A 13,149-nucleotide genomic window follows, 5' to 3' on the forward strand; every position below is an offset into this window, starting at 1 on the left:
GCTAAAGTTTTTGATGTGCCATAAGATGTCCCCAATGTTCTTCTCCTTGACGGCTGGGGGTTGATTCAGTCACCGGATGCAGGGAAACAATCTGAAATTTCCCTTGAAAATACTGTCGAATTTCCGCCGGAGTAATCCCAAAAGGTGGCCCTCCGGCACGGGAATGGGTAAAAAACAACCCGAATAATTGCCCATTGGGTTTCATAATTGACTCAACTAAATTGACATAATTAGGGCGTTGATCTGGGGAAATTGCACAAAAACAAGTATGTTCAATTACATAATCAAACTGTCCTAAAAACTCCTGGGGTAAGTCAAAAATATCCTGTTGTAAAAATTGCGCTGAAGTGGGTAAATATTTTCCTACTCCCTTTAAAATTGACGATTTATTGATTAATAATTGTTGATATTCTAATGCGTCTTGAATCGCAGAATCCGCAAAATCAAACCCAATAACCTCAAAACCATAACTGGCAAATAATAGGGCATCATAGCCCCTTCCACAGCCTAAAACCGCCGTTTTTCCCGGGGGTGGAGCCTCAGAAGATTGCAAAAACCTAACAAATGGCGAGGCGGGTTCTCCTAAGTCCCAGCCTGTAGTTCCCTGTTGATAACGTTCTTCCCAAAAATTTCCTTTATTAACGGATACAATCATAACCATCCTATTGTTGAATTAAGTTAAACTAATTACAGACTTGCTGATTTTTTAATGTTAAAAATTTATTGGATCTTCCTACGAACCTTTTTAGAGTATTGTTATGGAATTTTACCAGTCTGTGCGTTATTCATCTGCTTTAGAACAAGCCATTGATCGGAATCCATTTATTGTAACACCAGAAACCTGTTTAGCGGATGTGATTAAAATACTGGGTCAATCTCAGAATCATTGTCTTTTAAACTCTGGTAGTTCTTTAATAGAAGAATCTCGGGCAAGCTGTGTTTTGGTTATTAATCAAGACTCGGAAGAAATTACTCCGGTACTTCCCGATGAACAGCCTCAGATGGCTTCGGTTGTAGGAATAATCACGGAACGAGATATTGTTCAGTTAATAGCAACAGAAATTTTAGATCCTGCTAGAAAAAAAACTCTCAATATAATCAGAGTCGCTGAAATTATGTCTCCTATTTCTGTTAGTTTAACAGAATCTGATGATCAAGATGTTTTTACGGCTTTATCTTTATTTCGACAACATCAAATTCTACATTTACCTGTTTTAGATAGTCGGGGACAATTGGTAGGAGTGATTACTCCAGAAAGAATTTGTCGGGTTTTACAACCTGCTAATATTTTAAGATTACGACGAGTCGGAGATGAAATGATTACCCAAGTGATTACGGCTCCAGTCACAACATCCGTATTAAGTTTAGCCCAAATGATGACGGCTAATCAAGCGAGTTATGTAGTTATTTTTCAAGCCGGAACCGAGAAAAAATTAACCCCCATTGGATTAGTTACAGAACAGGATATTGTGGATGCGCAATTTTTAGAATTAAATTTAAAGGTTATTACTGCAATAACAGTAATGAAAAATTTATCCTTTTATTTAAAAACTAATGATTCTTTATGGATGGCACATCAAGAAATGCAAAAGCAACAGGTACAACGGTTAGTAGTCTGTGGTGATGAAGGAGAGTTATTAGGAATAATTACACAGGTTAGTTTATTAAGAATGCTTGACCCGACGGAAATGTATCGGGTAGTTAAACAACTTCAGCAATCGGTAAATCAACTACAAACGGAAAAATTAGAACTGTTAAAAAGCCGGAATGCTGAACTAGAAAAACAAGTTGAAGAACGCACGTCTAAGGTTAAAGAACTGCAACAGTTAAATATTCTCAAAGATGATTTTTTGAGTACGGTTTCTCATGAACTTCGTACTCCTTTAGCAAATATGAAAATGGCGATTTATATGTTAAAAATTGCCCCCAACTCAGAGCGAAGTCCAAAATATTTAGAAATATTAGAATCGGAATGTCTGCGAGAAACTAATTTAATTAATGATTTATTAGATTTGCAACGTTTAGAATCTTCCGCCACACCTATTCCCCTGGAAAATTTAGATTTATTAGAATGGTTACCTAATATTATTAATCCCTTTTACTCTCGCACCAAAGAACGGAATCAGGTTCTAAATGTAGAGTATTATCCCTATTTACAACCTATTAGAACTAACCCCAATAGTTTAGAAAGAGTTCTAGCCGAATTGTTAAATAATGCCTGTAAATATACACCCAATAGAGGAGAAATTTTCTTGAAAATCCATTATCGTTCTGTATCTAATTGGCTAGAATTAACTTCAACAGCTAAAAATAAGCGTAAAACAAAGAAACAGAATATTTCTTTACCTTCTCCCTCCATTTCTGACCCCTTACAAATTGTGATTCGCAACCCAGCCGAAATTCCAGAACAAGAACTTCCCCGAATCTTTGAGAAGTTTTATCGGATTCCGAATGCTGACCCATGGAAACAGGGAGGAACGGGGTTAGGATTAGCTTTAGTTCAAAAATTAGTGGCACAATTAAACGGGACAATTCAAGTGGAAAGCAACCAAAATCTTACCACTTTTATGATTGAATTTCCTTGTTAAGTTCAATTATTATTGAGCGAGTACAGACAAACCCTAAATGTAGGGGTAATTCATGAATTACCCCTACTATTGATAGCGGTGATGCGTAAGTCATGTGATAACTGACAACTGATAACTGATTATGAATCGTCGTGATTTTTTAACTGGATTAACTTTAACAGGAATTGCCACTCAGTTTCCTGTTTTTGCTCAATCTTCATCGGCTCAAAGGTTACTGAAACCACCTGCTTTAAAACCAGGAGATACGGTGGGGTTAGTGACTCCCGCCAGCCCTATTTTAAAAGAACATTTAAAGTGGATTCAACTACAATTAGGACAACAGGATCTTGTCGTTAAAGTTGCTCCCCATGTCATGAGTGAATATGGCTATTTAGCCGGAACCGATCAACAACGAGCATCAGACATTAATCAAATGTTTGCTGACCCTAATATTAAGGGAATTATTGCTACGGGTGGCGGTTGGGGAAGTAGTAGAATTTTACCCTTATTAGATTATGATTTAATTCGTAAAAACCCTAAAATTTTTCTCGGTTATAGTGATATTACCGCTTTATTATTAGGATTATATAGTCAAACCGGATTAGTAACATTTCATGGATTATTAGGAACTTCCCTCTGGAATCCCTATTCGGTAAGTTGGCTGAAAAAAATCCTATTTGAAGGACAAGCCGTAACCTTTCAAAATCCCGCCAGTGTTCGGGTTGAAACCATTTATCCGGGTCAAGCCCAAGGGAGATTAATCGGAGGAAATTTATCGGTTTTATCTGCTTTAGTCGGTTCTAAATATTTACCCAATTGGCAGGATAAAATCCTATTTGTAGAAGATATTGGCGAGGATATTTACCGAGTTGATCGAATGTTAACCCATTTGAAATTAGCCGGAATTTTAGATCAAATTTCCGGGTTTATTTTTAGTCAATGTACCGCCTGCACTAAAGGCGAGGGAAATGAACCATCTTTAACCTTATCCCAGGTATTAACGGATTTAATTCAACCGTTAGGAATTCCGGCTTGGTATGGTTCGATGATCGGTCATATTCGAGATCAGTTTACTATTCCTTTAGGAATAGAAGTAAAAATTGATACGCAACTAGGAACAATTTTAATGCTAGAAAATGCTGTAATTTCACGATAATATAGAATAAGAATGTATTAATTATTACAGCCAATTAGAAATACACAATGATCTTAAATTTTGGTTAAATTTCTTGGATAAGAATACTGAGTTTTGTATCTGAAAATACCAGATTTTAACAAAAATTTAATAAATTTAAAATCTTTCAAAAAAGTATAGAAAGTCTTTATAAAAGATTTCGTAAATTTTCGGTTAAGTTGATTACACTTGGGACAGACTTGAAACCGTAGAATTGGGTTAATTACAATTATCACAATTCTACTTTTGCTAATCTATTCCTAAATCCTCTGATGAACCTAGCTGCTAAGGAACTAAACTTTTATGATGTTCTCCCAATCTCAAGCAAAACTAGACTCTGTATCTAGTTCCGTTGATAGAACTGAAATGACACGGATGGCGGTGCAATGGGCGCAGAAATACTATGCCAAAGCTGCTGCTAATAGCCCGCGCACTTCCAATCATTTCTTTTTAGAAAATCATGAAGTTGATGTCACCGAATTTGATCAAGATCGTTCTCGGACTGTTGCAGACTTAATGAAGAATCTAAGCCTATTAGGAACCCTGGCTTGGAACAAAGTAGGAACCATTTTAGGGATTGACTGGAATCGTTATCCCATGAATAAACTGCATTTACAGGACACAGATACGCTGATTCAAGATGTGTCTAATTTATATCATCAAGCCTTAGAAGTTTTTGCTCAATATGAATACCCCTTCCGTTTATCCGTCTCTCTAGGGAAAGAGACAGTAAAACTGCGTCGAAAATACTCCCAAATTGAACCCTTAATGTTGGTTTTAGTCCAGTTGCAATTCCACTACATGGGTCGAATGTTGTTAGAATGGATGTCAATGAAAGAAAGAACAGTTTTCTTTCTTTACTTCAAAACTTTGGAGGATTATTTATACTCTCCCCTAGGGGAAGTTAATGATTTAGCTGGAAAACATTTATCGGATTCTCCTGCTTTAATTGCAGTTCAACAATTACTCCCCATCTTCACAACTATTGCCCATCAAGTTTACCGTCAAGTACAGGATTTGAATCCTGGCTATCGCAGTATTAGCGGGAATCTCAAAAATCATATCCTGCAATACTCAAGTACCCGTGATATTGAGTTATTTCAGATTTATCTATGTTGGTGTGTCTTAGAGAATAGTTTACGTCCCATACAACGGGAATTATTCCCCATGTGTGTGATTTTATATCCTCGACTCCATATCAGTTGGAAATTAATTCAGGATATGTTAGATGCCATGTCAGATGAATTGGAAAAGCGGTTACTACCTGAAAATTTTGCTGTCTTTTCTCCCTATCTTCATGTGTTATCAGAAATATTTTCTGATCAAGTAGTACAGTCTGTATAGCGGGGAACAGGGAACAGCCCTGCCCGTGCACGGGGGGCTAGAGGGGGAGGGATCTGGGGGGAAATACTTCACCGTCTGGGTTCTAAGATCCGTCTGGTGTCCTAACTGCCTTGGCGGTTGCTATAATTACCAGAAAAAGATGATCAATTTTCCGAATCAAAATTAATCCAGATTTAATAGGGTGTAACTGCCAAAAACTTTCAAGGTTTCGGTAAAGGTTTTTAATTCAGCTAGAGCTAATTGTACGGAAGGTTGATCACTATCTGCTTCTAAATCCATAAAAAATAGATAATCTCCCAGTGAGCGCTTGCTAGGACGGGATTCAATTCGACTTAAATTAATCCCCCTATCGGCAAAAATTGCTAAAGGTTTTGCCAATGCACCCGGAACATTTGCCGGAACACTAAAGCCTAAAGATGTATATTTTCCCGATCCTGAAGGTTGTAAACTAACTACCAAAAACTTGGTACAATTATCGGGATAATCATTAATAGGATGGGCAAGAACAGGTAATTGATAAAGTTCTGCTGCTCTTAAAGATGCGATCGCGGCTGCATGGGATTCATCTCTGACATATTGTAAGGCTTCTGTAGTTGAATTTTTGGCAATTAATGGCACATCAGAAAGATGTTTTTCTAACCATCCTTGACACTGAGCTAGGGCTTGAGGATGGGAATAAACTACTTGAATATTAGCAAAATCTTTAGCTTGAGAAATCAACGCATGGGCAATCGGAAGAATTAACGCCTGTTGAATTTGAAGACAGCCAATTTGCCATAATGTATCTAGGGTCATAGTAACACTACCCTCAATGGAATTTTCAACAGGAACTACCCCAATATTTGCATCTCCTTTGGCAACTGTCCATAAAGTTTGACTAATACTTGAACAGGGGCATAACATCGCTTCTTCCCCAGTTTTTTGGGTAAGATATTGAGCATAAGCTAAGGCGGCGGCTTCTGCATAAGTCCCCGATGGGCCAAGATGGGCAATAGAAACAGTCATAATTTTAGTTCCGTAGATAATAAATGGATAGAAAGGGACGTTACAATTATTTATATTATTCTCATCAACGTTACCCTTATGATCAAGCGACTACCTATTTTTCAGGGAGTACAGGTCATTATTCTTGATCGGTGACTCTTGATTGATGAAAATAGTTTGAATAATTCTTAAATTATATTAAGATAAGTCAAAATTAGTAGACTTTTATAACTTTCTATATGTATACCCACTTTCAAGCCTCCCAAACCGTTGAAATGGCTGTACCGGAGCCAACTTTAATTCACCATTATCTGCGTCAACCGAAACGCTTGGTTAAAGCAATAGTTGATCCGACCCGTTTAGATGCCTTAACAGAGGATATTTACCGCTTAAAAATGCGTCCTTTGCAGTTTATGATGTTTAGTTTACAACCAACGGTAGACTTGAAACTATGGATACATTCCGATGGTACTCTCAACTTAAAATCTGTCGGGTGTGAAATTCGCGGAATTGAATATATTAATCAACGGTTTTCACTAGATTTAGTTGGAAAATTATATCCGGTTGAATTGCAAGGAATTACCTATTTAAAAGGTCAATCTGATTTAAAAGTTAAAGTCGAACTTCCCCCGCCCTTATGGTTAACACCGCAACCAATTTTAGAAACAACTGGAAACGGACTATTAAAAAGTGTGTTAATGACCGTTAGACACCGATTAGTTCATAATTTATTATCGGATTATGCCCATTGGTCTGCGGAACAATTAGGGGTTTTAGTTCCACAAACGCCATCTGTTATTCAGGTTTCCAGTGCTGAATGTTAGGGGTTAAATTAGATTAAAATGACTGAAAATTTAGAACGGGTAATTGAACATGATCGATTATTTAAAGAGTTAATTTCGACGTTTTTTTGGGAATTTTTAGAGTTATTTTTTCCCGATCTGATTCCCTATATTGATCAATCCTCTATTACCTTTTTACCCCAAGAGGTATTTATTGATATTACATCGGGGAATCGTCGAGAGGTCGATCTATTAGCAAAAGTTCGGTTTCGAGAACAGGAAAGTTTTTTCCTCATCCATACCGAAACTCAATCCTACGCTCAAGCGGATTTTGCCCGGCGGATGTTCCATTATTTTGCTAGACTAGATGAAAAATATGCACTTCCGGTTTATCCGATCGCATTATTTTCTTTCGATACCCCCCAACGTCTGGAACCCAATAACTATCAAGTTGAATTTCCCGACCGGAAGGTATTAGAATTTAGCTATGCAGCGATCCAACTAAATCGTTTAAACTGGCGGGATTTTTTACGTCAGCAAAATCCGGTGGCGGCTGCATTAATGGCTAAAATGAGAATAGAACCCCAGGATCGACCCCAAGTTAAAGCGGAGTGTTTACGCTTGTTAGTAACATTACGGTTAAATCCAGCTAGAAATCAATTAATTTCGGGGTTTATTGACTCCTATTTGCGCTTAAATTCTAGCGAAGAAGTCGTTTTTACCGAAGAACTAAATCGCTTAGGACTAATTCAGGAGGAAAGATTTATGGAAATTGTTACAAGTTGGATGGAACAGGGAATTGAGCGAGGAATTGAACAAGGAATTGAACGAGGAATTGAACAAGGAATTGAACGAGGAATTGAACGAGGAATTGAACGAGGAATTGAACGAGAAATAACATTTATTTTGCGTTTACTAAATCGTCGTTTAGGAACAATTAACCACGAAATTCAAGAACAAATCCGCAGTCTTCCGATTGAATTAGTTGAGGAACTAGGAGAAGCATTATTAGATTTTGAAATGGAGTCAGATTTGTTAAATTGGTTAGCTGAAAATTGTTCCTAATTTTATAAAGGTAAGGATAATTGACAACACCCGAAAGATTGACGATGTTGGCAAGTAATACCATACTCTTGTATCGCTTGACGGTGTTTTGCGGTTCCGTAACCTTTATTTTGCTTTAAATCATATTCAGGATATTTTTTAGCTAAACGGGTGATTAATTCATCTCGCCAAACTTTTGCGACAATACTAGCGGCTGCAATTGCAATAGATGTACTATCTCCTTTAATAATAGTTTGTTGCGGAATTAATAGTTTTGGAATCTTTTGATTTCCGTCAATTAAACAGAGTTCTGGTTCAGGATTTAACCTGATAATTGCTCGTTTCATCGCTAATAATGTCGCTTGTAAAATATTAAAGCGATCAATTTCTTTAACGGTCGCCCAACCGATTTTACAATCAATTGCGATCGCTTTAATTTCAATCGCTAACCGAGAACGAACCCCTGGAGTTAATTTTTTACTATCTTTAACTCCAGCGTTAGTTAATTGAGCAATACTATCCTCCGACAAAATCACCGCCGCCGCCACCACAGGGCCAAATAAAGCCCCCCGACCCACTTCATCCACTCCCGCAATTAAAATAGAAGTTGAAGAATTATATTCTGTCATTTAAGTTTAATTTAGAATTGCTATATAATTATACATAATAGATGAAAACCAATATTTTAAAAATAGAGTTTATGAAAAAAATTGTTTTAATTGCTGGGTTTGAGTCTTTTAATGCTGAGTTATATCGTACAGCAGCAAAGTTAGCCAGCGCTCGTTGTCCAGAATTAGAGATTTGTGTATTTAGCGATCGCGCTATTTCAAATCAACCGGATATCCTCGCCACCGCCCTAGAAAATGCCGATGTATTTTTTGCCAGTTTAGTATTTGATTATGATCAAGTATTATGGTTACGAGAAAGAGTACAAAATATTCCCATTCGTTTAGTTTTTGAATCCGCTTTAGAATTAATGAGTTTAACCCAAATTGGAGCCTTTAAAATTGGGGATAAACCTAAAGGAATGCCCAAACCCGTACAGTTTATTCTGAGTAAATTTTCTAGTGGGAAAGAAGAAGATAAACTTGCTGGTTATATTAGTTTTCTGAAAACTGGGCCAAAATTATTAAAATTTATCCCCGTTCAAAAAGTTCAAGACCTCCGTAACTGGTTAATTATTTATGGGTATTGGAATGCGGGAGGTACAGAAAATGTCGCAGCAATGTTTTGGACAATTGCTACTAATTATTTAGGGTTAACCGTTGGCGAAATTCCCCCTCCACTAGAAACCCCTAATATGGGATTATTACACCCCGATTATAACGGTTATTTTGAATCACCAAAAGCCTATTTAGATTGGTATAAAACCCAATATCCTAATGCAATTAATAATCCCGTTGTGGGAATATTACTTTATCGTAAGCACGTTATTACTAAACAAACTTATATCCCCCAATTAATTCATTATTTTCAACAGGAAAATTTAATCCCTTTACCAATTTTTATTAATGGCGTTGAAGGTCATGTTGCTGTTAGAGATTGGATGACAACAACGGATGAATTTAACAACAGACAACAGGGAAATATTCAAACCCTATCCTTATCAAAAGAGGCTGTAATAGTTGATGCGATTGTTTCTACCATTGGATTTCCTTTAGTTGGAGGGCCAGCCGGATCGATGGAAGCCGGACGACAAGTTGAAATTGCTAAACAAATTTTAACGATAAAAAATATTCCCTATTTTATCGCTGCACCTTTATTAATTCAAGATTTGTTATCATGGACTCGTCAAGGAATTGGCGGTTTACAAAGTGTGGTTTTATATGCTTTACCTGAACTCGATGGCGCTATTGATACCGTACCTTTAGGGGGTTTAGTTGGAGAAGATATTTATTTAATTCCTGAACGAGTTAAACGTTTAACTGGACGGGTAAAAAGTTGGATTCAACTGCGACAAACACCGCCAGAAAAGCGAAAAATTGCGATTATTTTATATGGATTTCCCCCTGGATATGGAGCCACAGGAACCGCCGCTTTATTAAATGTACCCCAGAGTTTATTAAAGGTTTTACAAGCCTTAAAAGCTCAAGGATACACCGTTGGAGAGCTACCTGAAACGGGGGAGGTATTAATTCAAAAAGTTAAAATAGCCGATGAGAAATTAGAAGCTCAACAGAACTTTATTTTTGCAGAAAATTCTGTTATTTCTAATCAAGTTAATGTCAATAAATTAGAGAAATGGTTAGGATATTTACAAAGAAGTCGGATTAAAAAACAATGGAAATCCTTAACAGAAACCGGGATTAAAACCTTTGGAGAGGATTATCATATTGGTGGAATTCAATTAGGAAATATTTGGGTAGGAGTGCAACCGCCTTTAGGTTTATCCGGTGATCCCATGCGGTTAATGTTTGAAAGAGATTTAACCCCCCATCCTCAATATGTGGCTTTTTATCAATGGTTACAAAAGGAATTTCAAGCCGATGCTATTGTTCATTTTGGGATGCACGGCACGGTGGAATGGTTGCCCGGATCACCATTAGGAAATACGGGCTATTCTTGGTCAGATATTTTATTAGGAAACTTACCAAATTTATATCTTTATGCAGCTAATAACCCCTCGGAATCAATGTTAGCAAAACGTCGAGGTTATGGGGTATTAATTTCCTATAATGTTCCTCCTTATGGTCGGGCGGGACTGTATAAAAAATTAGTATCTCTACGGGAATTAATTGCCGAATATCGAGAAGATCCGAAGAAAAATTCTACCCTTCAAGAATCAATTAGTCAGCAAATTGTTGATATGGGTTTAGAGGTAGATTGTCCTTTTCAAGAGGGCAAAAAATTAGGCATTGCTTTTACAAATGAAAACGCCCGATTATTTAGTGTGGAAGTTCTCTATAACTATTTTATCAAAATTTATGATTATTTACAAGTCTTAGAACAGCGTTTATTTTCATCGGGATTACATACCTTTGGAGAGAATCCAACAGAAGAAGAATTAACCACTTATTTGAATGCTTATTCCACCGAATCAATGAATCAGTTAACCACGGAAACCGAGACTCAAATTCGAGACTTATTATTACAAACATCCGATGAATTAACCAATTTATTAAAAGGACTAAACGGGGAATATATCCCCCCAGCACCGGGCGGGGATTTACTCAGAGATGGGCCAGGAGTTCTGCCCACCGGACGCAATATTCATGCCTTAGATCCCTATCGAATGCCCTCGGCGGCGGCTTATTTGAGAGGAAAAGAAATTGCTCAAAAAATCATCAATCAACAGTTAGCAGAAACCGGAAATTATCCTGAAACTGTTGCGGTAATGTTATGGGGTTTAGATGCAATTAAAACCCGTGGAGAGTCGTTAGGAATTATCTTAGAATTAGTGGGGGCCGAACCAATTAAAGAAGGAACCGGGCGAATTGTGCGTTATGAATTACAACCTTTAGAACAGGTCGGACATCCTCGAATTGATATATTAGCAAATTTATCAGGAATTTTTAGAGATAGTTTTGCTAATATTATCGAATTATTAGATGATTTATTTGTGCGGGCGGCTGATGCGGAAGAATCCGAGGAGCAAAACTTTATTAGAAAACACGCTTTGAAGTTGCGATCGCAAGGAGTAGAAAACCCATCCGCCCGTTTATTTTCCAACCCATCGGGGGATTTTGGATCATTAGTTAATGATCAAATTGTTGATGGTAATTGGGAATCAGGAGACGAATTAGCAGACACTTGGAAAGGAAGAAATGTATTTAGTTATGGACGCAAAGATCAAGGAAAAGCTAGACCGGAAGTGATGACACAATTATTAAAAACAATGGATAATATTGTTCAAGAAATTGATTCCGTAGAATATGGATTAACCGATATTCAAGAATATTATGCCAATACGGGCGGATTAAAACGGGCGGCAGAAAAACAAAAAGGTCAAAAAGTGAAAGCCAGTTTTATCGAAAGTTTTTCTAAAGATACCACTCCCCGACAGTTAGAAGACCTATTAAGAATTGAATATCGGACTAAATTATTAAACCCAAAATGGGCAGCAGCAATGGTGAATCAAGGAAGTGGTGGGGCCTATGAAATTTCTCAACGAATGACAGCATTAATAGGTTGGGGAGGAACAACAAATTTCCAAGAAAATTGGGTTTATGATCAAGCATCTAAAACCTATGCTTTAGATGAAAAAATGGCAACCCAATTAAGACAAGCCAACCCGGAAGCCTTTCGCAATATTGTCGGTCGAATGTTAGAAGCGAATGGTCGGGGATTTTGGCAAACCGATACTGAAACTTTAGAGAAATTAAAATCTTTGTATGAGTTAACAGAAGCAGACTTAGAAGGAGTAACACTTTAATCTTTATTCCTTTCTTAGTGTCTTAGTACCTTTGTGTTTACTTTGTTTTTTTAAATAAAATAAATTTTGGTTTGCCCTTTACAGATCACAAAAATAAAATGATAAGCTAGATCTATTAACCTCGATTTAGGAGAGCTTTGATGGTGGCAAACGATGTAATAGAGATTTCTGCGGTTACTGCCGTCAAAACCTTTCTGGCTGGGTTTCATGCCCTATCTGACCCCCTGCGTTTGCAGGTCATCAATCTGTTACGAGAAAAAGAGTTATGTGTTTGTGAACTTTGCGAACAGTTAGCCGTCAATCAGTCTAAGCTATCTTTTCACTTAAAAATTTTGAAGGAAGCCGGATTATTGGAAAGTCGGCAAGAGGGACGTTGGATTTACTATCGTCTAAACCTCAGCCAGTTTGGAGTTCTGGAAGCCTATTTAGCCAACTATCACCATTCGAGTCCCATTTTAACCTCTCATCAGGATTGTGATTAAGAGAGGTTGTATACTTGTTAATAGAATTGTATTCTTTTTAACAAATACTGGATGGAATTGATCGGGCTATAATTAAAGTATCAAGATATACTTTATTAGCCGATTCAGAATTTGGCATTCTATGTAAAAATAAACAATCATGTAAATTGGAGTCTGAAACTGATGACCAACCTAAGTTCCTTTTATTCTGGCTCTCGTTATCGGGGCAATGGCAAACCTGAGAATATCCTGTTTAATGCTAATTTGCAGGAATTTGCTCAAAAGGTAGACTTTATTGTTGGCTTGCAAACAGGGGGAAAACTTTCACCAGAAGAATCTTATGTACAAATCGAAACCTTGTGGGAAAAACTTCGAGAGAGCAAACAACATTTGGGAATTGACAAAAAAGCCGGATAATAGT

At 37.1% G+C, this 13,149-nt stretch carries 11 protein-coding genes; 8 read left to right on the top strand and 3 right to left on the bottom strand.

The window, feature by feature from the left end; all coding sequences use genetic code 11:
- Position 1: 1 nt before the first annotated feature.
- On the bottom strand, positions 2-655 hold the full coding sequence (locus tag NMG86_RS19170; protein WP_193372452.1) for a methyltransferase domain-containing protein: 654 nt from the start codon (positions 653-655) through the stop codon (positions 2-4).
- A 103-nt stretch (positions 656-758) separates the two neighbouring features.
- Between NMG86_RS19170 and NMG86_RS19175 the strand changes: the two genes are divergently transcribed.
- The 3 genes from NMG86_RS19175 (at position 759) to NMG86_RS19185 (ending at position 5,085) form a co-directional block, all read left to right on the top strand.
- On the top strand, positions 759-2,588 hold the full coding sequence (locus NMG86_RS19175; RefSeq protein WP_026796288.1) for a CBS domain-containing protein: 1,830 nt from the start codon (positions 759-761) through the stop codon (positions 2,586-2,588).
- A gap of 121 nt (positions 2,589-2,709) precedes the next feature.
- Positions 2,710-3,723 (top strand): S66 peptidase family protein, encoded by a 1,014-nt coding sequence (locus tag NMG86_RS19180; protein WP_193372453.1) that lies wholly within the window; start codon positions 2,710-2,712, stop codon positions 3,721-3,723.
- Positions 3,724-4,044: 321 nt separating this feature from the next.
- Positions 4,045-5,085 carry a hypothetical protein gene (locus NMG86_RS19185; RefSeq protein WP_144018131.1) on the top strand — a complete coding sequence of 347 codons (1,041 nt, stop codon included), beginning with the start codon at positions 4,045-4,047 and terminating at the stop codon, positions 5,083-5,085.
- Between the two features lie 162 nt (positions 5,086-5,247).
- On the opposite strand, the gene pheA is transcribed toward NMG86_RS19185, so the two are convergent.
- Entirely contained in the window at positions 5,248-6,090 is an 843-nt protein-coding gene (pheA, locus tag NMG86_RS19190; protein WP_026785578.1) for a prephenate dehydratase, read from the bottom strand.
- 218 nt (positions 6,091-6,308) lie between these two features.
- On the opposite strand from pheA, the gene NMG86_RS19195 reads away from it, so the two are divergent.
- Together NMG86_RS19195 and NMG86_RS19200 are read left to right on the top strand one after the other, a co-directional pair.
- Positions 6,309-6,893 (top strand): DUF1997 domain-containing protein, encoded by a 585-nt coding sequence (locus NMG86_RS19195; RefSeq protein ID WP_026785577.1) that lies wholly within the window; start codon positions 6,309-6,311, stop codon positions 6,891-6,893.
- 18 nt (positions 6,894-6,911) lie between these two features.
- On the top strand, positions 6,912-7,916 hold the full coding sequence (locus tag NMG86_RS19200; RefSeq protein WP_026785576.1) for a DUF4351 domain-containing protein: 1,005 nt from the start codon (positions 6,912-6,914) through the stop codon (positions 7,914-7,916).
- A 2-nt stretch (positions 7,917-7,918) separates the two neighbouring features.
- On the opposite strand, the gene NMG86_RS19205 is transcribed toward NMG86_RS19200, so the two are convergent.
- Positions 7,919-8,524: a ribonuclease HII gene (locus NMG86_RS19205; RefSeq protein ID WP_026785575.1), complete on the bottom strand. Its 606-nt coding sequence runs from the start codon at positions 8,522-8,524 to the stop codon at positions 7,919-7,921.
- A 71-nt stretch (positions 8,525-8,595) separates the two neighbouring features.
- Here NMG86_RS19205 and bchH point away from each other — a divergent pair, with 71 nt between their 5' ends.
- The 3 genes from bchH (at position 8,596) to NMG86_RS19220 (ending at position 13,145) form a co-directional block, all read left to right on the top strand.
- Entirely contained in the window at positions 8,596-12,267 is a 3,672-nt protein-coding gene (gene bchH, locus NMG86_RS19210; protein ID WP_026796290.1) for a magnesium chelatase subunit H, read from the top strand.
- A gap of 140 nt (positions 12,268-12,407) precedes the next feature.
- The gene (locus NMG86_RS19215) at positions 12,408-12,749 is read left to right on the top strand and encodes an ArsR/SmtB family transcription factor (RefSeq protein WP_026795819.1); all 342 of its coding nucleotides are present in this window, start codon (positions 12,408-12,410) and stop codon (positions 12,747-12,749) included.
- Positions 12,750-12,911: 162 nt separating this feature from the next.
- On the top strand, positions 12,912-13,145 hold the full coding sequence (locus tag NMG86_RS19220; protein ID WP_036833641.1) for a DUF7219 family protein: 234 nt from the start codon (positions 12,912-12,914) through the stop codon (positions 13,143-13,145).
- Positions 13,146-13,149: the final 4 nt, after the last annotated feature.

The sequence above is a fragment of the Planktothrix rubescens CCAP 1459/22 genome (assembly GCA_904830895.1).
Taxonomy (GTDB): Bacteria; Cyanobacteriota; Cyanobacteriia; order Cyanobacteriales; family Microcoleaceae; genus Planktothrix; species Planktothrix agardhii.

What these genes read in the sequence shown, in the direction of transcription:
- NMG86_RS19185 (WP_144018131.1), top strand. Translation starts at nt 4,045, where the DNA reads ATGATGTTCTCCCAATCTCAAGCAAAACTAGACTCTGTATCTAGTTCC.
- bchH (WP_026796290.1), top strand. Translation starts at nt 8,596, where the DNA reads ATGAAAAAAATTGTTTTAATTGCTGGGTTTGAGTCTTTTAATGCTGAG.
- pheA (WP_026785578.1), bottom strand. Translation starts at nt 6,090, where the DNA reads ATGACTGTTTCTATTGCCCATCTTGGCCCATCGGGGACTTATGCAGAA.
- NMG86_RS19170 (WP_193372452.1), bottom strand. Translation starts at nt 655, where the DNA reads ATGATTGTATCCGTTAATAAAGGAAATTTTTGGGAAGAACGTTATCAA.
- NMG86_RS19200 (WP_026785576.1), top strand. Translation starts at nt 6,912, where the DNA reads ATGACTGAAAATTTAGAACGGGTAATTGAACATGATCGATTATTTAAA.
- NMG86_RS19205 (WP_026785575.1), bottom strand. Translation starts at nt 8,524, where the DNA reads ATGACAGAATATAATTCTTCAACTTCTATTTTAATTGCGGGAGTGGAT.
- NMG86_RS19220 (WP_036833641.1), top strand. Translation starts at nt 12,912, where the DNA reads ATGACCAACCTAAGTTCCTTTTATTCTGGCTCTCGTTATCGGGGCAAT.
- NMG86_RS19175 (WP_026796288.1), top strand. Translation starts at nt 759, where the DNA reads ATGGAATTTTACCAGTCTGTGCGTTATTCATCTGCTTTAGAACAAGCC.
- NMG86_RS19180 (WP_193372453.1), top strand. Translation starts at nt 2,710, where the DNA reads ATGAATCGTCGTGATTTTTTAACTGGATTAACTTTAACAGGAATTGCC.
- NMG86_RS19195 (WP_026785577.1), top strand. Translation starts at nt 6,309, where the DNA reads ATGTATACCCACTTTCAAGCCTCCCAAACCGTTGAAATGGCTGTACCG.
- NMG86_RS19215 (WP_026795819.1), top strand. Translation starts at nt 12,408, where the DNA reads ATGGTGGCAAACGATGTAATAGAGATTTCTGCGGTTACTGCCGTCAAA.